Source organism: Micromonospora craterilacus, assembly GCF_003236315.1.
Taxonomy (GTDB): domain Bacteria; phylum Actinomycetota; class Actinomycetes; order Mycobacteriales; family Micromonosporaceae; genus Micromonospora; species Micromonospora craterilacus.
In genome coordinates, this window is sequence record NZ_POTY01000009.1 from 25,318 (window position 1) to 51,925 (window position 26,608).

18 protein-coding genes are annotated in these 26,608 nt (G+C 69.4%); 5 read left to right on the forward strand and 13 right to left on the reverse strand.

Translation table 11 applies throughout. The features are described from left to right. Positions 1 to 11: 11 nt before the first annotated feature. Both C1I95_RS03235 and C1I95_RS03240 read right to left on the reverse strand, forming a co-directional pair. Positions 12 to 6,674 carry a polymorphic toxin-type HINT domain-containing protein gene (locus C1I95_RS03235; RefSeq protein WP_111212244.1) on the reverse strand — a complete coding sequence of 2,221 codons (6,663 nt, stop codon included), beginning with the start codon at positions 6,672 to 6,674 and terminating at the stop codon, positions 12 to 14. 85 nt (positions 6,675 to 6,759) lie between these two features. Then, entirely contained in the window at positions 6,760 to 10,863 is a 4,104-nt protein-coding gene (locus tag C1I95_RS03240) for a LamG domain-containing protein (protein WP_158566268.1), read from the reverse strand. A gap of 171 nt (positions 10,864 to 11,034) precedes the next feature. On the opposite strand from C1I95_RS03240, the gene C1I95_RS03245 reads away from it, so the two are divergent. Next, positions 11,035 to 12,276: an ATP-binding protein gene (locus C1I95_RS03245; RefSeq protein ID WP_111212246.1), complete on the forward strand. Its 1,242-nt coding sequence runs from the start codon at positions 11,035 to 11,037 to the stop codon at positions 12,274 to 12,276. Positions 12,277 to 12,323: 47 nt separating this feature from the next. Here the strand turns inward: C1I95_RS03245 and C1I95_RS03250 are convergent, their stop codons facing one another. After that, entirely contained in the window at positions 12,324 to 13,040 is a 717-nt protein-coding gene (locus tag C1I95_RS03250; protein WP_158566270.1) for a winged helix-turn-helix transcriptional regulator, read from the reverse strand. A 51-nt stretch (positions 13,041 to 13,091) separates the two neighbouring features. On the opposite strand from C1I95_RS03250, the gene C1I95_RS03255 reads away from it, so the two are divergent. Together C1I95_RS03255 and C1I95_RS03260 are read left to right on the forward strand one after the other, a co-directional pair. Continuing rightward, positions 13,092 to 13,817, forward strand: a complete 726-nt coding sequence (locus tag C1I95_RS03255; RefSeq protein WP_111212248.1) for a DUF899 family protein — start codon at positions 13,092 to 13,094, stop codon at positions 13,815 to 13,817. 449 nt (positions 13,818 to 14,266) lie between these two features. Continuing rightward, positions 14,267 to 14,923: a C39 family peptidase gene (locus C1I95_RS03260; RefSeq protein WP_111212249.1), complete on the forward strand. Its 657-nt coding sequence runs from the start codon at positions 14,267 to 14,269 to the stop codon at positions 14,921 to 14,923. A 194-nt stretch (positions 14,924 to 15,117) separates the two neighbouring features. Here C1I95_RS03260 and C1I95_RS03265 read toward each other — a convergent pair whose 3' ends face one another. Beyond that, on the reverse strand, positions 15,118 to 15,774 hold the full coding sequence (locus tag C1I95_RS03265) for a DedA family protein (protein ID WP_111212265.1): 657 nt from the start codon (positions 15,772 to 15,774) through the stop codon (positions 15,118 to 15,120). Positions 15,775 to 15,891: 117 nt separating this feature from the next. Then, positions 15,892 to 16,245, reverse strand: a complete 354-nt coding sequence (locus C1I95_RS03270; RefSeq protein ID WP_111212250.1) for a VOC family protein — start codon at positions 16,243 to 16,245, stop codon at positions 15,892 to 15,894. A gap of 158 nt (positions 16,246 to 16,403) precedes the next feature. Here C1I95_RS03270 and C1I95_RS03275 point away from each other — a divergent pair, with 158 nt between their 5' ends. Continuing rightward, positions 16,404 to 19,256, forward strand: coding sequence for an aconitate hydratase (locus C1I95_RS03275; protein WP_111212251.1), 2,853 nt, complete (start codon positions 16,404 to 16,406; stop codon positions 19,254 to 19,256). 105 nt (positions 19,257 to 19,361) lie between these two features. Here C1I95_RS03275 and C1I95_RS03280 read toward each other — a convergent pair whose 3' ends face one another. The 5 genes from C1I95_RS03280 to C1I95_RS03300 all read right to left on the reverse strand — a co-directional run bounded on the left by C1I95_RS03280 (position 19,362) and on the right by C1I95_RS03300 (position 23,848). Next, entirely contained in the window at positions 19,362 to 19,964 is a 603-nt protein-coding gene (locus C1I95_RS03280; RefSeq protein WP_111212252.1) for a GTP-binding protein, read from the reverse strand. After that, complete coding sequence (locus C1I95_RS03285) at positions 19,945 to 20,331, reverse strand: DUF742 domain-containing protein (RefSeq protein ID WP_111212253.1); 387 nt, start codon at positions 20,329 to 20,331, stop codon at positions 19,945 to 19,947. Before C1I95_RS03285 ends, C1I95_RS03280 begins: the two co-directional genes overlap by 20 nt. Positions 20,332 to 20,336: 5 nt before the next feature. Then, positions 20,337 to 20,759, reverse strand: coding sequence for a roadblock/LC7 domain-containing protein (locus tag C1I95_RS03290; RefSeq protein WP_111212254.1), 423 nt, complete (start codon positions 20,757 to 20,759; stop codon positions 20,337 to 20,339). 88 nt (positions 20,760 to 20,847) lie between these two features. Beyond that, positions 20,848 to 23,466 (reverse strand): sensor histidine kinase, encoded by a 2,619-nt coding sequence (locus C1I95_RS03295; RefSeq protein WP_111212255.1) that lies wholly within the window; start codon positions 23,464 to 23,466, stop codon positions 20,848 to 20,850. 109 nt (positions 23,467 to 23,575) lie between these two features. Beyond that, complete coding sequence (locus C1I95_RS03300) at positions 23,576 to 23,848, reverse strand: hypothetical protein (protein ID WP_111212256.1); 273 nt, start codon at positions 23,846 to 23,848, stop codon at positions 23,576 to 23,578. Positions 23,849 to 23,964: 116 nt separating this feature from the next. On the opposite strand from C1I95_RS03300, the gene C1I95_RS03305 reads away from it, so the two are divergent. Continuing rightward, positions 23,965 to 24,213 carry a DUF2630 family protein gene (locus tag C1I95_RS03305; protein WP_111212257.1) on the forward strand — a complete coding sequence of 83 codons (249 nt, stop codon included), beginning with the start codon at positions 23,965 to 23,967 and terminating at the stop codon, positions 24,211 to 24,213. A 134-nt stretch (positions 24,214 to 24,347) separates the two neighbouring features. Here C1I95_RS03305 and C1I95_RS03310 read toward each other — a convergent pair whose 3' ends face one another. From C1I95_RS03310 to C1I95_RS03320, 3 genes are all read right to left on the reverse strand, one after another. Continuing rightward, on the reverse strand, positions 24,348 to 25,283 hold the full coding sequence (locus C1I95_RS03310) for an RIO1 family regulatory kinase/ATPase domain-containing protein (RefSeq protein ID WP_111212258.1): 936 nt from the start codon (positions 25,281 to 25,283) through the stop codon (positions 24,348 to 24,350). A 158-nt stretch (positions 25,284 to 25,441) separates the two neighbouring features. Then, entirely contained in the window at positions 25,442 to 26,086 is a 645-nt protein-coding gene (locus tag C1I95_RS03315) for an HAD family hydrolase (protein ID WP_111212259.1), read from the reverse strand. A gap of 59 nt (positions 26,087 to 26,145) precedes the next feature. After that, the coding region (locus C1I95_RS03320; protein ID WP_146605622.1) for a carbon-nitrogen hydrolase family protein at positions 26,146 to 26,608 on the reverse strand (463 nt) is incomplete at its 5' end.

Below are 26,608 nucleotides of genomic sequence, written 5' to 3' on the forward strand. Positions count from 1 at the left end.
CTTGGCCACCACTACCCGCCCATAAATTCCAAGCCACCGATCGGCTGCTTACCCCAGCTTCCGATCATCCCATTGACTCTTCCCAGCGCATTGCCGAACTGGCCTGCCGACAGGCCCGTGCCACTAAGGTCAACGACCACGCCACCCCCATTCACCTGAGAATGTTTCTTGGCGACATTGGTCAGGATGTTGTTGATGGATCGGCTTGTTGGCGAATAGACATCCCAGGCAACACCATCCACCAGCAGATCGCTAGTCATTCCTCCTGATCTTGTGCCAACCGGATCACGAAGAACAACGTTACCTCCACGAGCCGCCATGTGCTGCGCAGCCGCAACCTCAGATGCGGACGGATTCGCTGCCGACACTCGGAGAGATCCCAAATTTGGGCCAGCGATTATCTCTTCCCCGCAGTTGTGTACGAGGACCGGCGTGTTGCCGGCGATCACATAGTACGTGTGGATGTTGGCGACGGTCAGGTCCCGCATGGTCTCGTTGCCAACATAGTTGTGGACCTTGACGACCGTGGCACGACCGCCTCGGGTGCCAAGTTGCTCGCCAGGCCGCAGGTACGCCGCGTCGATCCAGTCCTGTCCGGTTTCGCTCCAGAAGGGATGGTTCTGGGTCGTCTCGAGGACGACGAGCCGGCCATCGAGGGTCCGGACAGTGAGATCGGTCAGATCGCTGTCCTGGTTGACGTGTACCGCCTCAACAGACTCGGCTGCGGTAACGCCCGATTCAGGGTCGTGCGCGATGACCTCATCACCCTCGCCAATATCACCGATCGGCTTCTTGGTCCCGTCAGCCATGAGCACGGGGGTATTGGGGTCGAAGCTATGCAGGCAACTCTTCTTCGGAAGACGCCTAAGGTGCTTCGCAAAGCCCATCGAGGCAAGGTCCATGGCATACCCGCCGCACTCGGCACTGGCGCCAGCAGTGCACGCCTTGAAAGCCTGAACAGCGGTATAGGTGGTGTCGACAATTCGGCACAGGAGGATGGCGCCGCAAAGGAGGGCTCCCACTAGTTGCTGGCGAGCAGTGGGGCCGGGACCTTTAGCGACACGTGATTTTGCGTAGGTGTAGTTCTTTTTGTAACTCTCGGAACACGCCCATGCGCTTCCGTTAAGACAGAGCCCGCGCTGGTTCGCCTTACCGTTCCCCTGCGCTGCGTCCTGATTGACGGCATCGATGAAGTCCGAATAGATCAGACCTGATGGGTCTGACCAGGTGACTGGATTGTTGTTCGAGTAGGCGTACCCGTTCCACTGCTGGGGGTCGGCGAGATCCTGGAGAGGATCAACGGAGATGAACGCGCCTATGCTGGAGTCGTAGAATCGGGCACCCAGCAGCGTCAGGCCGGTCGGGTCCTCCGTGCCGCCGACAAACCCGCGCTGGCCGGACGGCCAAGCCACACCATTCGAACCTCTCAGGTTGCCGTAGGGGTCGGCGTATTTGATGGTGTCGACGCGGGTGACCGAGTTGACCGCCCATCGCGGTGAGCCCTGATGGTCGGAGCCTAGCCAGATGACGTCACCCGCCCCGGTGGCCGACGCGGTGCGAGAGGCGATCACACCTCCCGCATGTCCGTAGTAGCGGGTCGCCGTCTTGTTCTGCCCGGAGACGGTCAGTTCGTGCCCGGCGACGAAGACCGTGGCATCGCCGTTCGGGTCGATCCGCGCGATCCGGTTGCCGTCGACGTCGTAGTGCATCCGGGTGGCGCCGTCAGGCCCGCTGATCTCGGTGAGCTTGCCCTGGGCGTTCCAGTCCAGGGTCTCGGTGACGCCGCCGACTTGACGGTAGGTGAGGTTGCCGTTGGCATCCCAGTCGTAGTGGTCGACCCGCTCGCCGGTGGTCACCGTCCGCACCGCGTGCGGCTGCCCGCCCGTTGAGGCGTACCGGTAGTCGGAGGTCAGGCCGGTGCGCCGGTCGGTCACCGACTCCCGGGAGCCGGCCTTGTCGAAGACGTACGACTTCCAGTACGGCGACACACCACCCACGTCGCCCGCCTGCGGGTTGGTGGCGCAGACATTGTTGCTCTGCGTCCACGCCTGGGTCAGCCGGCGCAGCTGATCGTACTGGAAACACTGCACGTCGCTGTCGGCCGAACGCTGGTTGCCGTCGTTGTCCTGCGGCCGGTTGGCCATGGACAGCACGTTGCCCGCCGGGTCGTACCAGTAGGCCAGGGCGGCGACGTTGGTGACGCTGGCGTCGCGGTCGAAGTAGAAGTCGCTGAGCCGCCGGGTCACGTCGTCGTAGACGTACGTCTGGTACGCCTGCGGCTTGTTGTCGACGCCGAGCGTGCGCTTGAGCAGTTCGCCGTAGGGCGAGTAGGTGGCGGCGTCGACGTAGACGTTGACGGTGCCGGATGGGTAGGACGTGCCCACCAGTCGGGTCACGTTGCCCAGGTCGTCGTAGGTGTAGCCGAGCGTTTCCCGTTCCAGACCGCCGACCCTCGGCAGGCCAACCCGATCCGGCGAACCGTCGACCTTGAAGGTGGCGGTGGAGACGTACGTCCCGGCGGCGCCCGCCAGGCCGGGCATGGCCGGGACCACCGACTCCTCGTCGCGGATCTGGTAGGCGTCGTTGTAGTCGAAGATCTCGCGGGTGAAGTGGTAGCCGTTGACGATCGAAAGCTGCTTGGTCAGGTGACCCTTGGCCCGAGTGTCGTAGGTCCACTCGGCGACGAGTTGCCCGCTGGCGTGACGCCGCTTCTGTCGTCCCAGGACGTCGTACTCGGTGGTGACGACCTCGTGCTTGGCGTTCGTCGAGGAGGTCACGGTATCTGCGTTGTCGTAGGTCAGCGTCGTTGTGCCCGTATCCGGGTCGGTGGTGCTCACCCTCCGGCCACGCAGGTCGTACTCGTACCGCCAGATCTTTCCGGTCGGGCCAGTCACGCTCGCCAGGTCACCGCGCGGGGCGTACGTGTACCTGGTGGTGTCGTATCCGCCGGTGGGGGTGGGACCGTGGAACTGCCGCAGCTCCGTCGTCCGGTCGTGGACATCGCTGATAACGACCGTGGCGGTCGCCCCCTGGGGCGGTGTCGTGGCGACCTGCCAGCCGACCGGGTTGCCGCCGTAGCTGGTGACCGTGGCCCACAGCTGGCTGCCGCCCGACCAGAGTCCCTCGCTAGTCACCCGGCCGACAGCGTCGTGGCTGAACACCGTCCGCACCCGATCCGCGCCGGGGTTCAGCTGCAACAGTGCGTTGGCGGGCGCCCCGGTGAGGTACGCCGGACCCGCCTTGTACGACTCGAGGCCGCGGTCGTTGTAGCCGGTCGACGACACCAACCGCTGCCCGCCGAGGGCGTCCTGCTGGGTCTGCACTGGGCGGTAGAGGGAGTCGAAGAGCCCGACCTCCGTGATGTAGTTGCCGTTGGGACCGATCCGCTTGCTCGTGACGGCCAGCGGTCCGTCGGCGCGCACCAGGTAGCTGAACTCCATGTTCGGCGTCTGGGTCGCCTGGGCCCGGCCCGGAAGCCACACCTTGGTGAGCCGCCCCAGCGGGTCGTGCGCCAGGTCGGTGCGCTTGTTGTTGGCGTCCACCACCGAGGTCGGCTCGGCCCAGGCTGGCTGCTGGGTGGTGGTCACCTTGTGCTCTAGAGGGTTCGTGGTGACGGTCTGGGTGACCGGGCCCGGCCCCTCGGGGGTGTAGTCGGTCCTGGTCACCCCGCCGCGGGCGTCCGTGGCGGTCCTGATCCGCCCGAGGGCGTCGTAGGTGCTACGGCTGGTGGTGGCGTAGACCGGCCCACCGTTCCAGGTGTCGACGGTTTCCTCGCGGGTGACCAGGCCCTTCGTCGGCGTGGATCCGTGGGTGTTGGAGCCGTCGTGGTAGGTCCTGACGTCGGAGACGACATCAGCCGGACGGGACACCGTGTCAGTGCAAGCCTTGGCGACGGTCTCCACCCGGGACACCGCCGCCCGGATCCACGCGGTTTCGTTCTTGACATACGTGGTGCGGGTGCAGGTCTCGTCACCCGCACGGCTCGTGTCGCCGAGGTCGGAGACGGTCTCCGGCTGGCCCTCGGTGTCGTAGGTGGTACGGGTCTCCGTCCGCGCCCAGGCGTTCGTCGCGAGAAGCTTGCGGCTCTTCTCCACCGACGGGCCGGAGAGGTACGCCCGATCGGTGCCGCCGGCGTGGCTACGCGCGGCGGTCTCGCGGGTCCAGTACTGCGTGGTCGACGCCTCGACCACGGCCGAGCCGTCGAGAGTCGCCTCCTCCAACGGGAACCCGGCCAACGCCGGATGATCCGAGAAGGTGTTGTTCTCCGAGTCGGACACCTGCACCGTGCGCCGGCCACCACCCGGCAACGGCTGGTCGTGCAGGCCGCGGTAGAACCGCTTGCGGGTGGTCAGCGGCACCCCCCGCCCCGGCTCACCGACCTTGGTCACCACCTGTGAGTAGCCGCGCCACTGCCCGTACGTGCGGTGCTTCTTCTTGGTGAACTCGGTGTCGTCGTAACCCCACAGCGTCGACGTGCCGCCGTTGGTGGTGGAGTACTCGTAGCGGGTGGTGATGGCCGGTTGGTCGGCGGTGCGGTCGATCTCGGAGATCTCGGTGACCACATACTTGCGGAACCAGTCCAGCTTCGGCTCGGTGTAACCGTCCGGCGTCCAGTACACGGGGTAACACAGCCGCGAGTTGTTCTCCACGGCACCCGGCAGGTCGTTGAGGTCGCAGTCGGCTTCGGAGTACGTGACGTGCAGGTCCGCGCCCGACTCGGTGCGGATCGTCTGGAGGCGCCACCGGGAGAACAGCGGTGCTCCCGCCAGCACGTTGGCCCGGTTCGACAGCTCGACACCGGTGAACCGCACCGGCGGGTCGGTGACGGTGCCACCGACGTGCCCGGCGTGCACGATCTCCTTCAACCACAGCGACGCCGACCCGGCCACCTTCGGCGCCTTGAACTCGTGGCTCAGGCTCCACGACTCCACGTCGGAGAAGGTGCTGCCGCTGCGAACCTGCGTGGTGATCTTCGTCAGCCGCTTCGTGTTGAAGAAGACCGGCGCCAGCTTGTCGGTGCAGGGTGCGGCGTCGCACTGCTTGTCCCACGGGACGTCCGGCCAGTTCGCCTTGACCGGCTTGCCGTCCTTGTGGCACTCGGTCGCCAGGCAGCGGTCGGCGACGGTGAACATCACCCGGCCGGTTGCGGCGACCGTTGGGTGGCTGGTGTGCAGCCCGTACTCGATCCGCGTCAGGTAACCGCCTCGGTGGAACGACTGCCGGTTGTCCTTGTCGTCGGCCGCGCCGTAGTGGCCGGTCTCGCTCTCGTAGTAGTAGCGGACCGTGTTGCCGTGCACGTCCACGGTCTTGTCCAGCAGCCACCGCCAGGCCTGCTTGCAGGACGAGTCCTTGAAAGCGGTGGCATGGCACTTCTCGCTCGGGTGGTTGCCGAAGACCGGGATCGTCCAGCGGGAGTTGGCCGACGCGGCCTCGCCGGCGAAGAAGTAGCGGGTGCCGTCCGGCGTGGTGATCGTCCAGCGCTCGGTGGTGGCGTTGCCCGCCGTTGCCGCGCTGCCTTCCAGCTGGATCCGCCAGTTGCTGTCGTGCTGAGCCCGCCAGACGCCAGTGTTGTCGTCCTTGATCAGGGACGCGTTGGTGCCGTTGAGCGAAATGGTGACGTTCGGCGAGTCACCCTTCCAGCACTGGTCGTAGGTCTTCTTGTCCTTGTTGTTCGGATCCGTGCCGCCGACCGCATCACGGTCGTCGGTGCAGGTCACGTAGGAACGTTCGATGAAGCCCGGCGCGTACTCCCACCCGTCGCCGACCCACGACGCCTGGTTGTTGGCGCCGGCCATCCGCCCGTCGACCATCTGCGACGAGTAGTCCAGCGACACCTCGGGCAGCGGCCCCTCCGCCGGGGGCAGGCGCAGCGGGTTCGAGTACGAAAACCCACCGGAGCTGTCCCCCGCCGTCCACGAACCCGACGCCTTCAGGTCGGTGGCCTTGTAGTCCCCGTCCTCTGAGGACTCATCGGCCGTGATGGCGAACACCATCTGCGCCGCGCCGGAGAGGCTCACCTTGGTCGACACCGTGCTGGTGACCGGATTGTTGGTCGTCTCGACCGGGTCGACCTCCTGGCATTCCGACCGCTGCGGGGTCGTCGCTGCACAGGCCGGCAGTCGCTTGAGCGTCAGCCGCTCGCCCCAGCCCGCGCCGTAGAGCTGCCGGATCCCGGCGTAGTCGAAGGTTGCCTCGACCGACCCGGCGTCTCCGTCGACGACGACCACCGGGCCGCTGACGCCGAGCTGCCTGGAATGCTGCTCGTTCAGGAGCCGCACCCGGGCCTGATCGGGGGCGCGCTTGTCGGCGACGGCCGAGGCCGTCACGGGCAGACCTCCGGCCAGCGCGCGTACGCTTCGTCCCGACTGCCGGTCGCCGTCCAACCGTCGATCCGGCTGCGCGCCAGCGACCGCCAGGTTGGCCTGTCCCGCCGCCGGCCACGTCGCCTGCTTCGGCCCGGTCCACCTGCCGCCGTCGTCCGGTAGCGGGGTCCGGTCGACCGGCGCGCGGCGGGCCGGCTCCGCCTTGGTCGCCTCGACCGCGCGGTCACCGGACGGCACCTCGGCCGCCTGAGCCGGCTGGGCCACGGCAAGGGTCGACGCCACCAGCACCGCGACGGTGCCCAGAGTGATCAATCGACGTGATCGAGAGGGGACGGTGCGTAACTGCGACATGGCACCTTCCTGACGCTGAGGAGGGGAGTGAGGGGAAGCCAAAAGGGCTGGCGAGGGGGCGGCGCTTCACCGCCCCCTCGTGCGATCAGCCAGCGGCGAGGCCGGCAATCCGATCGGGATCGACGGTCGAGGTCCAGATCCGGACATCGTCGACGACGCCGCCAAGCGGCGACCATCGGCGACCGTCGGCGGCACCGTTGCATCCGATCAACGTCGGCCCTGCCGCCATCCAGGGCGAGGCTGGCCCGTTGGCCTCACCCTGCACCTCGCCGTCGACATACAGCCGCACCTTGCCGGCCGCCACGTCGTAAACGCCTGCCAGGTGTGTCCACTTGCCCAGTTCCGGTGGCCCCTGCGACTCCGCCGTGTGCCAGGTCGCTGAGGTGCTGTCCCCGGTCGACGGGATCCCGAAGTGCCACCGGTCCTGAGTCGGGTTGTACTTCAGGTAGAAGCCGCCATGCACATTGCCGACCTGCGAGACCACCGTGTGGTGATCGGTCGTCTGTTCGAGCAGCACCCAGGCGGTCACGGTGAACGAAGCGTCGGTGCGAACCACCGGGCCGGCGCTCTCAGCGCAGGAATTCGCGGCCAGCTCCAGACCCAGAGCGCCGTCACGGCCGTAGCCGCGGTCCCGAGCCCAGCTGTACGGGCCAGTAATGGTCAGGTCACGGCCATTGCCCGAGTAATCGGCCAGGTACGTCGGCGTGTCGCTGGCCGGACCGTCCAGCGGCCACATCCCCTCCAGCTTCACCGCCGGGTTGCCGCCGTGCACCGCGGCCATCTCCGCGTCGGTCAGCGCGCCCCGCCAGACCCGGACCCCGGAGATCGCCCCGTCGACGTGATCGCCGTAGACACCGGCGTACAACGCACAGCCGATTGTCATCGATCCACCAGCCCGCCACGGCCCTCCGGTCCGAGCGACCCAGGCCGCCGGACGACCATTGATATAGAGGCTCATCCGCTGGGCGGTGGCGTCGTAAACGCCTGCCAGGTGGGTCCATTTGCCCACATCAGCAGTGATCGCCAAAGGAGAGCGGGTGAACTGGGATGGCGAGTTCTCGTCGTCCGCCGGCTTCATCATCAGTGACCAGTACGGGACGCCGCCGGAGTATCGAGTGCCGAGATACCAACCACTGACCCGGTTACCGTCCTGCCCGATGACTGTCTGGTTGCCAGCGCCGACGGCGGCCAGCTTGACCCACGCTGCGACGGTGAACGACTCGTCTGTGCGCAGCACCGTGCCCTCCGTCAGTGCGCACCGAGTGCCGTCGAGCACCATCGCCGACTCGGCCCGGCCATACTGGTCGTCGGCCCAGTCGACCTCCTCGGGCAGTATCGCGTCAGAGGAACGATCGGTGGTCTCGGAGCCGTTAGCGTGCAACGGCCAGTCACCAACGGGGCCGGCGGGCAGCTCCGTTGCGGTACGCGCGATCTGCGCGTCCGAGAGCAGGCCCTGCCAGATTCCGAGGTGATCGATGGAGCCACTCATCTGGTTCCAGGCGGAACTCCCGGTCCCAACACATCCCACGAGGAGTCGTTCCTGAGCATTCCACGGCGCGAAGGGAAGGCTCCCCTCGGCTGCAAGCCGCCCGTCGAGGTACAGCCGCGCCACCTTGGCGACTGGGTCCACCGTTACCGCCACGTGCTGCCACGCATTCAGTGGTGTCGCCGCTGGCGCCGAGATCGTGGTGAACGTCGCGTCGGCGATGTCGGCGTTGCTCAGCGTTAGCTGCCACCGGTCACTCGGCCCGTTGTACTGCAGGTAAAACGATGAGCGGGACGTACCGCCCTGGGCCACCAGGGCACGGACACTGAGCTTGTCGGCGATTTTCGCCCAGCCCGCGACGGTGTACTCGGCGTCGGTGCGAACCGCTGGCGACGTCGCCGCACAGCCCGTTCCGTTGAAGGTCAACGCGGCGTTGGCATTGCCCTTACGGTCGGGGCCGTAGCCAACGCCGGTGCCAAGCGTGAAGTTCCGGCCTTGGCCGGAGTCGTCGAGTGCGTCGCCGTCGAAGCGCCAGGCGCCCTGTGCTTGGGCTTCGGTAATACGGCCGGTGAAGAAGTTATACGCGGTACGTGCCGAGTAGTTCCCGGCGTTGTCCTGCGCCCACACGTAGACGACGGTGCGGCCGGTTTCCGGAGTGAACGTGATCGTCGTCGTACCGGTGGATGCCTTGAACTGCTGCTGGGCGTCGACGCCGATGCCGTAGGCGAACTGCTTCATTCCGGAGCGGGCATCCGACGAGGTGAAGGAGAGCGTCACCGGTTGACCGGCGATCGGGGTGCCCGAGGTGCGGGTGACCACCGGGGCAGTGGGTGGGGTGTGGTCAAGCCGGAAGTAGCACCAGCCCGTCCAGGAGGTCATGTCTACATCTACTCCGTCGGTGCCGCGGACCCGCCAGTTGTAGTTGCCCTCGGCCAGGGTGGGGGTCATCCAGCCGCGCTCCTTGCCGGAGGGGGTCCAGTCGGACGTGTGATCGGCGGGGCTGGTCGGGCCGTTGAGGTCGAACTGGATCTTGACGGTGCCGTCGCCGTCGTTAGCCTTGCCGAACAACGTCGGCGTGCGGTTGGTGATCCACGGACCCGGCGACGACGTGGCGCAATTGCCGCCGGGCGTAGTTCGGATCGCCACTGGCGAGGTCGGCTTGTGTTGGTAGTCGGTCTTCAGTTTGACGTTGGCCGGGTCGAACTTCGCCCACCGGCCACCACTCTCAGTCCCCATCCGCAACCCGAAGGTGATCGAGGTGTGGCCGGCGTCCGCGTGCCGCTGGACGTGATGCTTGACCTGTGAGCCGTTGAATGCCAGCCAGTCGGCCTTCTGACCGCACCCCGCGTTCGCCTTGCCGAGCTTGGTCTGCAAGGCCCCGTCGTGCAGCCACTTGTCCTTCATGCCGTTCCACGTCGGAGTGTTGGCGGCCAGAGAGTTCGTCTGCCAGATGGCGATCGACTCGCCCGCGCAATCGCCGGTGTGCACCAGCCATGCATCCAGGCTGGCCGCTCCGGTCAGCCGCTTTCCGACCAGCGCCGAGGTATCGAAGTAGAAGTGTGAACGCCAAATGTCCCCGTGGCTCTCATAGTTCGACCCCACACGCGCCACCTCACGCGGCCAATCCGTGCCCGAAGTCCACTGAGTGGTCGGCCGGGAATCGTTAACCGGAGCCCAACTGGCCCACTTCCTGTCGTACGTCGGATCGATGAAGACCGGGAAATGCCCGGCGTCCAACACTTCAGGGGCGGCGGCGACAGTCAGGGAGCCGTCTTCGACCTTGACGTCGACCGGGGCGACCGTTGCAGAGTCCGCCGGACCCCGTGTGGTCGACCGGTCCGAGTCGAAAGCGGAGGGCTCGTCGGCCGCGAGGAACGCAGAGCGCGCGCCGCTGGCCACGGTCCTCGTCGGAGGTGCAGAGTCCCACGCCACAGCCGGCGGAGCCGCAGCCAGTAGACCGTCGGGGCCGGAGATGGTGACGGCGCCGTCCACCACGGACACCTCGGCCGAGCCGCCCACGACGTAGCGCGTCTCGCGGACCAGAGGATTGTCCGCCGCTGCGGCGCTCTTCACCACGAGCAGGTGGGAGAAGCCACCGCGCTCGGCACGGACCACCAGGTCGACGTCCGGGTACACGCTCGGGTAGGTGATGGTGTCATCAGCGATCACGCCCTGCGGGAGTGTGCTCGGCCAGCCCAACGAGAAGCTCGCGCCGGCGCCGGTCATCGAGGCGAACGCGCCCGTCCCGCCTCGCGAGAAGACCACGTCGGCCGCCGACGCGACCGGACGCACAAAGCCGTCGGTCCCCACCACCAACGTCGTGTCGATCTCCCGCCAGGAACCGTCCCGCTTGGCCCACTGCGGCTCGGCCCACGACTCGAGGGTGAAGTCACCGGACGGCTGGGCGAATACCTTCGTCGTCTCCGACGCCGCCGCCAGCACTTCGACGGCCGTGTCACAGGACTCCGCCAACGCCTGCGCCGCGAACTCCGACTCCGCCGTCGGCGCCGCCCCGACAGGGCAGGGATCCGCAGGCTCGGCGGCGGCGCGATCAGGCGGCCACACCACCTGAAGCGAGGCCGCCAGCAACACACTGGCCACAGTGGACGAAAGCCAGGCAGAACGGACCGACGGCACAGCCGCACCCCCGTAGAGCAGCGTGATCAACAGTTGCGGCACAACGTACAGAAAGATCAGCCCCAACGCCATAGCGGAGGCCAACGACTACCCTCCGTGGCCCTACTCTGGGTGGACGATTGGAGCCTGCCTCCTCGGCAGATCGAAAGTCCATCGCTCGGCGGAAGGAAGGTGAGCTGATCGGCAGATTGAAGGTAGGGCCTTCGGCAGAAGGAAGGTCGAGAGTACGATCAGGCCATGCGCAGAGCTGGTGACTACCTGCCCCGACGAGCGGCCGACCTGGTCCTGGAGGCCCTGACCGACACCAGGGTGGTGGTCGTCAACGGCGCCCGGCAGGTTGGCAAGAGCACGCTCGCCGAGGTGGTGTTGCGACACCACTCCGACGGCGTCGCGCGCTTCCTCGACGATCCGGGCACCCGCGCCGCCGCAGCGGCGGATCCGGTCGGCTTCGTACGTCACGACGGCCTCATGCTGATCGACGAGGTGCAGCGGGTCCCGGACCTCTGGCTCGCGATCAAGAACCTGGTCGACCGTGACCCTCGGCCGGGCCGTTTCCTGCTCACCGGCTCGGCCCGTTTGCTGGGCCTGCGGAGCGTGCCGGACTCCCTTCCCGGGCGTTCCGAGACCGTCGAGTTGTGGCCGCTGTCGCAGGGCGAGATCGATGGCACCACGGACAACTTCGTGGATGCCGCCTTCGCGCACGGCGCCGACCTACGCGCGCCGGTGACCGACCTCCGGCGCCGGGATTATCTGGCCCGAGCCGCCCGGGGCGGCTATCCCGAGGCGATCCGGCGGGAGGCGCCCCGACGCCGCGAACGCTTCTTCGAGGGCTACCTGGCCGACCTGATCGCACGCGATGTGAAGCAGGTGGCGGAGATCGAACGCGTCGGCGACATGCGCCGCCTGCTTTCCCTGCTGGCCGCCCAGACGGCCGGTCTGCTCAACGTCAACCGGCTCGCCAGCGAACTGAGCATCACCGCGCCGACAGTTCGCAGCTACCTGCACATCCTGGAGACCATCTACCTCATCCGGATCGTCCCCGCGTGGTCCGCGAACTCGACGACCCGAGCCACGGCCACCCCCAAAGTCATCTTCGTCGACTCCGGGGTGGCCGGCTACCTCACCGCCGGGGCGGTCTCGGACGCGCCGCTCGGCGGCCTCCTGGAGAACTTCGTCCTCGGCGAGTTGGGCCGCCAACTGACTTGGGCACGGCACTCCCTCCGGCTCTACCACTACCGGGACCGCGACCAGTACGAGGTCGACGCGATCCTGGAGGACAACGCGGGCAATGTGGTCGGGATCGAGGTGAAGGCATCGGAGACCGTCCGGGGTGAAGACTTCCGTGGCATCCGGCTACTCCAACGCCGCCTCGGCGACCGGTTCCGGGCCGGCTTCGTCCTCCACTGCGGCACGGACTCGCTCAGCTTCGGCGAAGGCCTGACCGCTCTGCCCATCTCGGCCCTCTGGACAACGGCCTGACCCCTGCCTCGCCAGTTCGTCGGCGTCCAAGCGAAGGGCCGACCCGCTCAACCACCGGAAACGCGGTCAGCCCTCGCCGAGTCGGGTTCCGACGCCTCGGCGTATAGCCGTACGACACGTTCGATCGCGTCCCGGTCGCCCTCGACGCGTACGGCCCCGTCGCGCTCGGCGTCGGCGAGCGACAGGCCGCCGAAGAGCACCTCGCTCCAGACCGTCGACTCGGTGGTCACGGTCGCCACCGGGTTGACCGCGACACCGGGCTGGATGTCCAGGACACGGCCGACGGCGGCCAGGTGGTAGTCGCGCATCGGCGGGTCGGGCCGGCGGGCGTCGTACAGGCGAAGGGCAATGGGCGGGAGGTCGACGGGCGCGGGCGGTGCCATGGCGCGCATGGCGAGGATCATGGCGTCCGGGGTCATGCCACCGTGGGTGCTCGGGTCCGGACCGGCGGAATACCACCGCCCCAGCGACCCCAGGACGGACTCCAGCCCACGACCCCACTCGGTCGCGGCGTACGCACGGGTGCGCGCCAGATCGGTGAGGGTCACCTGCTCGACGATGCCGGCCTGCTGCAGTGACCTGAGCCGGTCGGCGAGGACGGCCGGGGTGATGCCACGGACCGCCTCCTGCAGGTCGGCGAAGCGTCTGGGTCCGAGGATCAGTTCGCGTACGACGATGAGCGCCCATCGGTCGCCCACCAGGTCGAGGGCGTTCGCCGCCCGGCAGGCGTCGCCGAGGTGGGCATAGGTCCGCTTGACAGGCAACCGACTAGTCACTCTCTTCACACGAGCAAGAACTATGTTTAAAGTACCACCATGGAGAGCATCGACACGAGCGCCGCCCCTCCCGTCGTCGACCGCGAAACCTGGCTTCGCGAGCGGGACGTTCTCCTCGTCCGGGAGAAGGCCCACACCCGGGAGGGTGACGCACTCGCCGCCGCGCGCCGCCGCCTCCCGATGACCGAGATCGCGCCCGTCAAGCTCGTCGGCGAGCGGGGCCCGACCTCGATGCTCGACATCTTCGAAGGGCGCGACCAGCTCGTCGTCTACAAGCACATGTGGCACCTCGGCAAGCCGTTCGAGGGGCAGTGCGAGGGCTGCACCATCAGCATCTGGAACTTCCAGAACTCGGTCTACCTCGAGGCACGCGGCATCACGTTCGCGGTCTTCGGCGAGGGGCCGTACGAGGAGATGGCGCCGTTCCGGGAGTTCATGGGCTACACCCACCCGTGGTATTCGACGTACGGCGTCGACGAGCCCGCCTTCGCCGACAGCGGCGCCATCGCCTGCTACCTCCGCCAGGGCGACCGGGTCTACCTCACCTACGAGACGACCGGCCGCGGCGTCGAGGCGATCATGGGCTCGCTCAAGCTGCTCGACATGACCGTCTACGGCCGGCAGGAGGCCTGGGAGGACTCCCCCGAGGGCTGGCCGCAGGACCCGACGTACAGCTTCTGGCGCAAGGACGGCCGCCCAACGGCGCAATGGACCCGCCCGCAGGTCACGCCGGTCCGGGCAGCGGACGAGCACCACTGCCACTGAGTGCGACGACGCGGGCATCAACGACCCCGCCGCGCCATTGGACGGGCCTGTGCGGTCGCATCAGGTGCGCCCCGATGGCGGTACGGTGCGCCTGATGTCCGCTTTGGGGCTGGGGTCCGGCGCGGAGCTACCCACCTAGGAGCGCGCCGATCCGTGGTGCGTCCGGTGTCGGGTTTGGGGTTTGGTGTCCGGTGGTCGGGGCTGGCCGGCGGGGAATGATGCCGGGCCGCGGGTCGTTGTACATGGCACACCGCCGGCGCCCTCCGCGCCGTGAGCCGGTAGCCCCCGGAACCCTGGCCCGCGGGAATGCGGGACCGGCCGGGATCGTTACACCCCCCGGACGCCCGAGCAGCCCCCCGCCGGGCGTACCCCTAAACCCCCGCAGCACCGCGATCCCCTTCACGGGTTGATCCGTGCCGCACACCCCCGAACGGAAGGCGTGACTCATCATGCGTACCGACATCCTGCGTAAGACCGCCCTGACCATCGCCGCCACCGCCGCCACCGCCGGCGGCATCGCCGGCCCCGCCATCGCCGCCCAGGCCACCCCGGGCGCGCAGGCCGCCACCGCCACCGTGCAGGCCGGCCGTAAGAGCAGCGAGCGTGAGCTGAACGTCCGCTACGAGGCCCAGCCGAACTTCTACTACTGCGGTCCGGCCGCGACCCGTAACGCCCTGTCGGTGCAGGGCAAGGACATCAACGTCGACGCCATGGCCAAGGAAATGGGCACCACCGAGGACGGCACCAACTCCATCAACGACATCACCCCCGTCCTGAACAAGGAAACCGGTAAGAACGTCTACAAGTCGGTGGAGATCTCCGGCGCGAAGGCCGACAGCAAGCAGGCCGACAAGCTGCGAGACGACGTCGTCCGTACCGTCGACGACGGCCGCGCCGTAGTCGCCAACATCGCCGGCACCGCCACCGACACCGACGGCACCACCCACTCCTTCGAAGGCGGCCACTACATCAGCGTCGTCGGCTACCGCGACAACGGCAAGACCGTGACGATCGCCGACTCCGCCAACCCGAACACCGCGTCGTACCGGATCAGCATCGACAACCTGGCCAACTGGATCGCCACCCGCGGCTACACCGCCAGCTGACAACCCAACAAGTGTTAGGAAGGGACCCCTCCTCCACACCAGGCGTCAACAAGGACCCCTTCCTTTCAGCCAGCAGCCGAAGGGCCGACCCCACACGGGGTCGGCCCTTCGGCGTGTCCACGGCCGGACGCAAGGTTCCTCGCCGTCCCCACGGCCGGCCCGACGCGGGCTCCGGCCAGGCCGGACGTTCGAGGTCAGCGGTCGCTGCTGACGGGTACCGGCTCGGCGTCGTCGGGGGACTCGGCCGGTGCCAGCCGCCGGGCACGGCGGCGCAGCCACCAGGTGCTGGTGAGGCCGGCGAGCACCGCGACCACCAGCCCGGCCCAGGAGAGGTCCTTGAGCCAGTGTTCGGCGGCCCGGCCCACGGTGAAGAGCAGGTACGTGGTGCCGAACGCCCAGACCAGGCCGCCGGCCACATTCGCCAGCAGGAACCGGCGGTACGGCACGTGCAGCGCGCCCGCCAGGGGCCCGGCGAGGATCCGCAGCAGGGCCACGAACCGGCCGAAGAAGACTGCCCAGACCCCGTGCCGGGCGAAGCTCTGTTCCGCGCGGGCAAGGTGTGCCGGTCCGAGGTGTCGGGGGAACCGCCGGCCCAGCCGTTCCAGCAACGGTCGGCCCCCGCGTCGGCCGACCGCGTACCCGATGGAGTCGCCGACGATGGCGCCGGCCGCGGCGGCGGTGGCCACCCACTCGGGCTGGATCACCCCGGTGGCGGCGAGGAGGGCGGAGCTGACCAGCACGATCTCGCCGGGCAGCGGAACGCCCATGCTCTCCACGCCGATCACCCCGGCGACGATCAGGTAGACCACGCCGGGGGGAAACGCGGCGAGCCAGTGCTGTACGTCTACCACCGCCACCCCTTCCGATCCGACGTCGAACCCTACCCGGGTCCGACGGGTCGGACGGCCCGCAGACCGGGCGGCCACCCGGCCGGGCCACCGGCACCCGTGGCGGGGCGGCGAAGGGGGTCAGGCCGGGGTGACGAACTCCAGCCGGTTGCCGTGCGCGTCCTCGGTGTGGAAGCGGCGCATCCCCGGCAGTTCGTTCCCGCCCCAGGTCACCGGGTATCCGGCGGCGGCCAGTCGGGCGGCGAGGGCGTCCAGGTCGGGCCGGAGCAGGGCGGGATGCGCCTTGCGGGCCGGGCGGAAGTCGTCCTCGACGCCCAGGTGCAGTTCGGCGCCGTACCCGCTGAACCAGCAACCGCCGCGGGCCGCGAGGGCCGGTGGTTTGGCCTGCTCGGTCAGGCCGAGCAGGCCGACGTAGTAGGCCCGCGAGCGGTCCTCGGAGCCCCGCGGGCAGGCCAGTTGAACGTGGTGGATCATGGTTGCACCTCCCGTCCACACGATGGCATCGGGTTGCACTTATAGCAAGACGGACGTACGGTTTTGTTGACAGCGAGAATCGGCGGTAAGTGTTGCCTAACCACGGCGGCGCTCCGGCCGGTGCGACAGACTGCTCAGGACTACTCACGGTCGCTGGTGTGAAGGAGTACGACGTGGCGAGCCTCGACACCTTCGGTGCGAAGACCCAGCTACGCGTCGGAGACGCGAGCTACGAGATTTTCAAGATCAGCCAGGTGGAGGGCCACGAGCGGCTCCCCTACAGCCTGAAGATCCTGCTGGAAAACCTGCTGCGGACCGAGGACGGCGCGAACATCACCGCCGAGCACATCCGCCAGCTCGGCGCCTGGGACCCGACCGCGGACCCGAGCGTCGAGATCCAGTTCACCCCGGCCCGGGTGCTGATGCAGGACTTCACCGGCGTACCGTGCGTGGTCGACCTGGCCACCATGCGTGAGGCCGTCCGCGAACTCGGCGGCGACCCCACCAAGGTGAACCCGCTCGCCCCCGCGGAGCTGGTCATCGACCACTCCGTGATCGCCGACCTGTTCGGCCGGGAAGACGCCTTCGAGCGCAACGTCGAGCTGGAGTACACCCGTAACAAGGAGCGCTACCAGTTCCTGCGCTGGGGGCAGACCGCCTTCAACGAGTTCAAGGTGGTCCCGCCGGGCACCGGCATCGTGCACCAGGTCAACATCGAGTACCTGGCCCGCACCGTGATGGAGCGCGGCGGCCAGGCGTACCCGGACACCGTCGTCGGCACCGACTCGCACACCACGATGGTCAACGGCCTGGGCGTGCTGGGCTGGGGCGTCGGCGGCATCGAGGCCGAGGCCGCCATGCTGGGCCAGCCGGTCAGCATGCTGATCCCGCGGGTCGTCGGCTTCAAGCTCTCCGGCGAGATGCCGGCCGGCACCACCGCCACCGACCTGGTGCTCACCATCACCGAGATGCTGCGCAAGCACGGCGTGGTCGGCAAGTTCGTCGAGTTCTACGGCCCGGGCGTGAGCGCGGTGCCGCTGGCCAACCGGGCCACCATCGGCAACATGTCGCCGGAGTACGGCTCCACCGTGGCGATCTTCCCGATCGACACCGAGACCGTCCGCTACCTGGAGCTGACCGGCCGCGACCCGCAGCAGGTCGCGCTGGTCGAGGCGTACGCCAAGGAGCAGGGGCTCTGGCACGACCCGGCCGCCGAGCCGGAGTACTCCGAGCACCTGGAGCTCGACCTGGGCACCATCGAGCCGTCCCTCGCCGGCCCGAAGCGTCCGCAGGACCGGGTGCCGCTGGGCAGCGCCAAGACCCTGTTCCGCTCCGCGCTGACCGACTACGTCGCGGCCGACCAGACCGGCAGCGACGCCGACGCCCGCGGCGGTGTGCGCACCAACCCGCCGTACGGCACCGCCGGCCCGGCCGACGAGGCCAGCGCCGAATCCTTCCCGGCCAGCGACTCCCCGGCCAACGAGGTCAACGACCCGGCCGACGCCCCGCGTGACCTGGTGACCGCCGCCGTCGGCTCCGGCGGACGGGCCAGCAACCCGATCCGGGTCACCGGCGACGACGGCGTCGAGTACGAGCTGGACCACGGCGCGGTGGTGATCGCCGCCATCACCTCCTGCACCAACACGTCCAACCCGCAGGTCATGATCGGCGCGGCGCTGCTCGCCCGCAACGCGGTGGACAAGGGCCTGAACCGCAAGCCGTGGGTGAAGACCACCCTCGCGCCCGGCTCCAAGGTCGTCATGGACTACTACGAGCGGGCCGGCCTCACGCCGTACCTGGAGAAGCTCGGCTTCCACCTGGTCGGCTACGGCTGCACCACCTGCATCGGCAACTCCGGCCCGCTGCCGGAGGAGATCTCCGCCGCAGTGAACGAGGCCGACCTCGCCGTCGTGTCGGTGCTCTCTGGCAACCGCAACTTCGAGGGCCGGATCAACCCGGACGTGAAGATGAACTACCTGGCGTCCCCGCCGCTGGTGGTCGCGTACGCCCTCGCCGGCACGATGGACATCGACCTGGCCAACGAGCCGATCGGCGAGGACAGCGAGGGCCAGCCGGTCTTCCTGCGCGACATCTGGCCGAGCACCGCCGAGATCCAGGAGGTCATCGCCTCGGCGATCGGTGCCACCGGCTTCAGCGCCGCGTACGCCGACGTCTTCGCCGGTGACGAGCGCTGGCAGTCGCTGCCGACGCCGACCGGGGACACCTTCGCCTGGGACGGCGAATCCACCTACGTCCGCAAGCCCCCGTACTTCGAGGGGATGGCGCACCAGCCACAGCCGGTGGCCGACATCGCCGGTGCCCGCGTGCTGGCCAAGCTGGGTGACTCGGTGACCACCGACCACATCTCCCCGGCCGGCTCCATCAAGGCCGACTCCCCCGCCGGTGAGTACCTCGCCGGGCACGGCGTGCCGCGGCACGAGTTCAACTCGTACGGCTCCCGCCGGGGCAACCACGAGGTGATGATCCGGGGCACCTTCGCCAACATCCGGCTGCGCAACCAGCTGGTCCCGGGGGTGGAGGGCGGCTTCACGGTCAACCACCTGACCGGCGAGACGACCTCGATCTACGACGCCTCGATGACCTACCAGCAGGCCGGCGTCCCGCTGGTCATCCTGGCCGGCAAGGAGTACGGCTCCGGCTCGTCGCGGGACTGGGCGGCCAAGGGCACCATGCTGCTGGGGGTCAAGGCGGTCATCGCCGAGTCGTACGAGCGGATCCACCGCTCCAACCTCATCGGCATGGGCGTGCTGCCGCTGCAGTACCCGGTCGGGGAGAACGCCGACTCGCTGGGGCTGACCGGCACCGAGACGTTCACCATCACCGGGGTGACCGCGCTCAACGACGGCTCGACCCCGCGTACGGTGCGGGTCACCACCGACGGCGGCCTGGAGTTCGACGCGGTCGTCCGGATCGACACCCCCGGTGAGGCGGACTACTACCGGCACGGCGGCATCCTGCAGTACGTGCTGCGCCGCATGATCGCCAACTGACGTACCACAAGGCCGAAGGGCTCCTTTCCGTGCGGGAAGGAGCCCTTCGTGATCTGGAGGTACCCGGTGTCGGGTTGGCGGGCCCGGGGTTGCCGTCCCCCGGGGTCACCCGACGCGGCGACGGGCCTCCCGGAGCTTCAGGGCGTGCTCGACCAGGCTGATGAGCACCTCCTTGGCCGACTCCCGACGCCGGGCGTCGCAGAGCAGCACCGGCACCTCGGGGTCAAGGTTCAGCGCCGCCTGCACCTCGTCGAGCCGGTACTGCCGCGCCCCCTCGAAGCAGTTGACCGCGACCAGGAACGGTGTGTCCCGTTCCTCGAAGTAGTCGATGGAGGGGAAGCAGTCGGCCAGCCGGCGGGTGTCGGCCAGCACCACCGCGCCGATCGCGCCGAGCGCCAGCTCGTCCCAGACGAACCAGAACCGGTCCTGGCCCGGGGTGCCGAACAGGTACAGCACCAGGTCGTCGCTGATGGTGATCCGGCCGAAGTCCATCGCGACGGTCGTGGTCCGTTTGGCCTCGACGCCGGAGATGTCGTCGATGCCGACTCCTGATTCGGTCAGCACCTCCTCGGTCCGCAACGGACGCGTCTCGCTGACCGCGCCGACCAGCGTCGTCTTGCCGGCTCCGAAGCCGCCCGCGACCAGGATCTTGATCGCTGTGGGCAGGATGGCTGCCTCCGACGGCCGCTCAGAGTGCCCGTAGTCCATGGATAACCGCCTCGAAGATGCTGTGGTCGGAAACGCCGACGGCGCGGTGCGGCTCCCGGATCTGTACCAGGTTGCGCGCCACCAGGTCGCCGAGCAGGACGCGCACGGTGCCCACCGGCAGGTCCAGATGTGCCGCGATCTCGGCGACGGACTGCATCCGCTGGCACAGGCCGACGATCGCCAGATGCTCCGGGCCGAGCCCGGGCTCCGGCGAGACGTCCCGACGGGTCGCCGTCACCAGGGAGATCAGGTCGAACGTGCCGGTGACCGGTCGGGCCCGGCCGCCGGTCACCGCGTACGGACGAACCACCGGACCGGCATGGTCGTCCACCCACTGATGGTCGGCGGACTTCCCCTTCACCGCCATCCGGGCTACTGCTCCCAGTTGGGCTGCTCGGCCGATCGTGACGGCGACGCGACGTACTTGCCGACCCGGGTGACCAGCATGGCCATCTCGTACGCGATCAGTCCCACGTCCGCGTCCTCACTGGCCAGCACCGCGAGGCAGGCGTTGCGGCCGGCGGCTGTGACGAACATGAACGACGACTGCATCTCGATGATCGTCTGCTGCACCTGCCCGCCACCGAACCGCTTGCCGGCACCCCGGGCCAGGCTCTGGATGCCGGCCGCCATCGCCGCCAGGTGCTCGCCGTCGTCGCGGCTGAGCCCCTTCGAGGAGGCCATCAGCAGACCGTCACCGGACAGTGCGACCGCGTGTTCGGCCTGCTTGACCCGACCGACCAGGTCGTCCAGCAACCACGTCAGGTCGGCACTCGAAGCCGTCTTCTGCGCCACTTCGTCGTCCTCTTCTCCCCGGCTCTACGCCATTGCTCATCTGGGACTGACCGGCGGTCGCCCGCTATCGCCGGGCTCCCGATCTCAGTCAGGTCGCCTGTTGGTCAGCGTCGCCGGACTCGTCCGCGTCACGCCGACCGCCTCCATCGAGCAGACGGGCGGCGTCGGAGCGTCCACGCTGGGTGCCCGTCTGGTACGAACTCATCATCCGTCGAACCTGTTCGGGTTCGCGGAGGACGTCGTCGCCCTCCGCCACGCCCTCGCGCTCGGCCCGCAGCGCCGGCGCGAGACTGGCCTGCCGGACCCGGACCGGCAGGCCCGACTCGGTACGGGTCGGCTCGGCCTCGGCCGCCGCGGCACCGCCCGACTCGGTCCAGGCCGCCGCGGTGCTCGACAGCGGGGATCCGGCCGTGGTCGCGGCGTCGGTCGGCTGGCCGCCGCCAGCGGTCACGTCGGCGGGTCGCCGCGCCAGCCGGATCGCCCCGTCACCAGTCGGCGCCGAGGTGATCGGCAGCGCGATCGGAATGGTCGGGCCGTCGAGTGCTGTATGTCCCGGACGGCGCCGCGACCGGGTCGGCAGCCCGGCACCGTCGGTGCCATCGGTGGGCCCGAGGTGAACCTCCACTGGTGCGTCCCCGCCGTGTTCGACGGTGCCGTCCGGCTTGCCGACTGCGGTGTCGGCTTCGGCCGGGGCCCGGGGTGCCGGAAGGGCGACCGGCGCGGCGGGGGCCACCGGCGCGGCCGACCACGCATCCGGGTCGGCGGGAGCCGACCCGGCGGCCGGGGCCGGAGTTTCGGCCCGGTTTTCGCCCAGGGCACCCGGCTCGGCACCGTCGGCGATGATCAAAATACTCGGAATCAGCACCACGGCGGTCGTCCCACCGTACGCGGACTCCTTCAGCTGCACCCGCACCTCGTGCCGGTCGATCAGCCGGCTCACCACGTAGAGCCCCAGCCGGGACGCGTCGGCGAGGTTCAGCTCGGAACGGTCCACGATCCGGTGGTTGGCCGCGGCGAGGTCCCCCTCGGTCATGCCCAGACCGCGGTCCTCGATCTCGATGGCGTACCCGTTGGCGACCAGTTGGCCGCGCACTTCCACGCTGGTGTGCGGCGGGGAGAAGGACAGCCCGTTCTCGATCAGCTCGGCGAGCAGGTGGATCACGTCGCCGACGGCCCGCCCGGCCAGCGACACCCCGCCGATCGGGAGCACGGTGACCCGGCTGTAGTCCTCGATCTCGCCGACCGCGCTACGGATCACGTCCACCATGGGCACACTGCGCTGCCAGGCACGGTCGGGCGTGGAGCCGCAGAGCACGATCAAGTTCTCCGCGTTGCGCCGCATCCGGGTGGCCAGGTGGTCGACGCGGAACAGGTCCTCCAGTTCCTCCGCGTCGCGCTCCCGCCGCTCCATCGAGTCCAGCAGGGTGAGCTGGCGATGCACCAGTGACTGGTTGCTCCGGGCCAGGCTGAGGAACACCTCGCTGACGGCGCGACGCAGCTCGGCCTGCTCCACCGTGGTGCGGATGGCAGTCTCCTGCACGGCGTTGAAGGCCCGACCCACCTGGCCGATCTCGTCGGCACCGAGCTGCAACGGCGACGCCTCCTTGCCGACGTCGACCTGCTCGCCGCGGCCGAGCCGCTCCACCACGCTCGGCAGCCGCTCGTGGGCGAGTTGGAAACCGGCGTCACGTAGCCGTTGCAGCTGCTGCACCAGGGCCCGCGCGGTGGTGACCGAGACGACCACCAAGGCGATGACCGCCAGCAGGCCGAGACCACCGGCGAGCACCAGCCGGACGACGACGCCGGCCGCGACGGGGGTGGCCCGCTTGACGAGGTCGTCTCCACCGGCCAGCACGGCGTCGCCGATCTCGATCAGCGAGGGGCTGGTGGTGTCGGCCCACTCCTTGGCGGTGAACGGCAGCCGGGAGTTGCCGGAGCCGAGCATGACCTGTTTCTCCAACTCGGCCAGCCGCCGGAAGTTCGGGCCGGCGATCAGTTGCGCGTAGCGACGCTGATCGGCGTCCGGCAGGCTGATGACCGCCTGCTCGGCGAGGAACTGCCGGGCACCCACCACGCGGGCGAACTCCGCCCGCTCGGCCGGGGTGATTCGGCCGGCGGCCAGCACACCGGCGAGCAGGGCGTCCTCCTGGGACAGCAGCTCCCGGGCCCGGTTGAGCCGGATCAGTTGGGCGGTGTCGTCGGCGACCTCGTCGTCGTCGAGATTGCCGAGCTCGTGGTAGATCTGGTAGATCGACTCGATCAGCTCGGTGAACGCCTTCCCGACCTCGCTGCGGCCGATGTTGCGCCCGTCGACGGCGGTGCGGGTGTCCCGCAGCGTGTCCAGTCCCCGATTCAGCTCTGTGACGCGTTCGCGCAGGTCCTCGCTGCCGAGCAGGCTGACCTGCCAGTTGTCGGCCGACTGGGCGAACTCGGCGGCCAGCTCGTCGGTACGCTGCCGCAACTGCTCCAGCTCACCCCGCTGCGCCTCGGCCGGCCGCCCCAGGTACGCCAGCGAGGTACGCCGTTCCAGCTGCAGTTGCAGCAGCAGCGGCTCGCTGGGGTCGAACACCCGGGCGTCGAGCGCCCGCACGCCGACCAGGTTTACTCCCTCTCGGACGGTCACCCAGGCGGCGAAGGCCCAGAGTGCCACCAGCACGGCCAGCAGGGCCACGACCTTGGTACGCAGATTTGAACTGCGGGAGTTCATCACACCGTCCCTGGCCGTTAACTAGCTGATCGGTCGGTCAGGAAGGCGTCACATGCACCGACCCCGGCGCACGCTAACAGCGTCGCTGCATCAACTCAAGCGCTCGTGATCATGCCCTGGTCGCCCCGGGGCGACACTGCGCCGGCCCGCCGTGCGGGCCCGGCGCGGTCGGCGAGAACGCCAGCTGCCGCGCCGCGAGCAGCGCCGCCCGTACGTTCGACACCGGCGCGCCGAGGCCCTTGTCGTGCCACAGTGGCGGGTGCTCGATCAGGTCGGCGCGGGTGGTGCCGCGCCCGAGGTTGTCGACCAGCCGCAGGATCCGCTGCGCCGCGGAGTGCGGCGTCGCGTTGCTCCCATGGTCGTCGCCGGGGATCCCGCGCACGACGTGGACGCTCCCATGATCTACGCCGTGCGCCGTCGGGCCGTCCCCCGCCGCGTCGCCGGGTTCACCGGGGGGAATGCGGGCGCGACCCGTCTCGCTGTGCCAGGCTCAGGGGCATGGACGACGAGACCATCCTGAGCCGGATCTCCGATCTGGTCGACGAGGAGCACCGGCTGCGCGCAGCGGCGCAGGCCAACGAGGCGGGCACCGACGACGAGGCCCGCACCCGGCTGCGTGAGCTGGAGGAATCTCTCGACCAGTGCTGGGACCTGCTGCGCCGGCGGCGCGCCGCCCGGCAGGCCCACGGCGACCCCGACGCCCAGGGGGCCCGCCCGGTACCCGAGGTCGAGCGCTACCTGCAATGAACGAGCGCACCGGTCGACGCCACACGGACGACGCCGAGCGCGGCGAGGTGACGGCCTCAGCGAGCGCGGCCGGGTGACGGCGTGAACCCGGCGGGCTCCGGGCGGCGGTCCACCCGCCACCCGGAGCCCACTGGTCAGCGCAGGCCCGCCTCGCGCGACAGCGCCTCGGTCAGCGCGGCCGGGTCCACCACGTTCGGCGGCAGACCGCGGGCCGCGAACCAGGTGGCGACGACCTGGACGTCCCGGGCCAGGAAGTCCCGCCCCTGCGGGTTCGCCACCACGTCGACCACCTGCGGCAGGTCGATCAACACCAGTCGCCCCGCGTGCACAAGCAGGTTGTACGGCGACAGGTCGCCGTGCGCGTACCCTGCCCGAGCCAGCACCACCAGGGCCTCGACCAGTTGCCCCCACAGCTCACGTAGCTCGGCCGGGGCCGGGCGCAGTTCGGCCAACCGGGGTGCGGCCCGCCCCTCGTCGTGATCGCCGAGGAACTCCAGCATCAGCTCGGTGCCCCGCAGCTGCACCGGGTACGGCACGGCGACGGTGCCGTACCGCTCGCCGATCTCCCAGAGCTGGGCCAACGCGGCGAACTCGGCCGCCGCCCACTGCCCGGCGATCATCTGTCGGCCGAACGCCGTCCGGCCGGCCATCGCGCGCATCTCCCGGGACCGGCGCACCCGACGCCCTTCCAGGTACCCGGCGTCGCGGTGGAAGAGCCGGTGCCGGGGGTCGCGGTAGCGCTTCGCCGCGAGCAGGCAGGACCGGTCGGTGCCGGGGACGGCCCGGCGGACCAGGTGGACGTCCGCCTCCTTGCCGGTCTTGAGCACCCCCAGTTCGGTGTCCTTCGCGGCCAGCTCGGTGACCAGCCAGTCCGGGTGGGGTTGCGGACCCTGCACGGCATCGTCCCAGGACGACCAGACCGCACCGGTGTCCGGTTCGGGTTCGTCGTCGGGGTCGGCCGGGGCGGGTCCGGAGGCCCGGCCGTGCTTCAGGAAGTGTGGTTCGTCGTCGTCGAAGCGGCGCCTGCCGCGGGCCCGGCGCTCTGGCGCCGAGAAGTCGTGATCGCGCACTGCGCTGGTCGTCCCTTGTTCGAGGTGGTTGGAGGCCGGAATTGACCTGCGAAGACGGCCATGACCGACCCCCTCTCCTCGACCGGGCGCGCGCCCGGGATGCACGATGCGACGACCATGCTCGCGGCGACCACGCGCCGGGTCAACCGGTTTACGGTTCAGCCACCCATAGCCGCGGCGACTGCGGCGATCACCGTGTCGACGGTCGCGGTCGGCGCGAACCGGGTGTCCGTCCAGGGCCGGCCCCGGTGCAGCCAGATGCTGGGCAGCCCGACCGCGGTGGCACCACCGATGTCCGCCTCCGGGCCGTCGCCGATCACCCAGGCACCGCGCAGCGGCATCCGGACCCGCTGGGCGGCCAGCGCGAAGATCCTGGGGTTGGGTTTGCTGACCCCGGCCTCCTCGGAGATCACCCAGTCGGCGACGTACCGGTCCAGCCCGGTGCGCCGGATCTTGGCGTCCTGCAGGCGTACCGCGCCGTTGGTTACCACCACCGGCATCCAGCCGGCGTCGTCGGCGATCCGCAGCGCACAGGCGACCAGCGGGTCGAGCCGGGTGAACTCGACGACCCCGTCGTGCAGTTCCTCGACCAGGTCGATGGAGGGAATGCGCAGCCGGTAGCGGTCCCGGATGGCGTCGGCGACGTCCCAGCGGTCGGTGAGCCCGTCGGCGTCGATGGACAGCAGCCATTCGAGGTCGCCCGGCGGGGCGCCGATACTGTCGAGGAAGCGCTCTGCCCAGGTGCGGAACGGCCCGGCCCGGTCCAGCAGGGTGTTGTCCAGATCCAGCAGGAGCAACGGCACTTGGGAACCTTACGGGAATTTGGTGCCCCGCCGACAGGGCCGCGGGTTACCTGCTCGCGTCAGGCTGACACCGACGCTCGGGGCGCACCCTGGTGCGCTGGTCGGTCGCGCAGCATCGAGTGCGCCGTCCGGGTAGCCGCCAGGGCGGCCGGGTCGAGTACGGCGACCAGCACCTCCTCCCCGCCGTCGGCACCCCGGGCCAACGGTCGGCCCTGCGGGTCGTAGATCGCCGCCCCGCCGTTGAACCGCCACGGGTCCGCGCCACCGACCGAATTGGCGAAGGCCACGTACATCGTGTTGTCCAGCGCCCGCGCGGCGTAGTAGAGGTCGCGCCGGTGTTCGGAGCCGACGAGGTAGCCGCTGGGGCAGAGGTAGCCGTGCGCCCCGTCGTCGGCGGCGGCGCGGCCGTGCTCGGGAAAGCAGCCGTCGTAGCAGATGCCCAGACCGAGCCGCCAGTCGTCGACCAGCAGGGTGGCTCCGCGCCGGCCGGGCTGGAACAGTTCCCGCTCCCCGCCCCAAAGC

Excerpts from the sequence above, each read along its gene's own strand:
- C1I95_RS03235 (WP_111212244.1), bottom strand. The coding sequence starts at position 6,674 with ATGTCGCAGTTACGCACCGTCCCCTCTCGATCACGTCGATTGATCACT.
- C1I95_RS03245 (WP_111212246.1), top strand. The coding sequence starts at position 11,035 with ATGCGCAGAGCTGGTGACTACCTGCCCCGACGAGCGGCCGACCTGGTC.
- C1I95_RS03255 (WP_111212248.1), top strand. The coding sequence starts at position 13,092 with ATGGAGAGCATCGACACGAGCGCCGCCCCTCCCGTCGTCGACCGCGAA.
- C1I95_RS03260 (WP_111212249.1), top strand. The coding sequence starts at position 14,267 with ATGCGTACCGACATCCTGCGTAAGACCGCCCTGACCATCGCCGCCACC.
- C1I95_RS03270 (WP_111212250.1), bottom strand. The coding sequence starts at position 16,245 with ATGATCCACCACGTTCAACTGGCCTGCCCGCGGGGCTCCGAGGACCGC.
- C1I95_RS03280 (WP_111212252.1), bottom strand. The coding sequence starts at position 19,964 with ATGGACTACGGGCACTCTGAGCGGCCGTCGGAGGCAGCCATCCTGCCC.
- C1I95_RS03285 (WP_111212253.1), bottom strand. The coding sequence starts at position 20,331 with ATGGCGGTGAAGGGGAAGTCCGCCGACCATCAGTGGGTGGACGACCAT.
- C1I95_RS03295 (WP_111212255.1), bottom strand. The coding sequence starts at position 23,466 with ATGAACTCCCGCAGTTCAAATCTGCGTACCAAGGTCGTGGCCCTGCTG.
- C1I95_RS03305 (WP_111212257.1), top strand. The coding sequence starts at position 23,965 with ATGGACGACGAGACCATCCTGAGCCGGATCTCCGATCTGGTCGACGAG.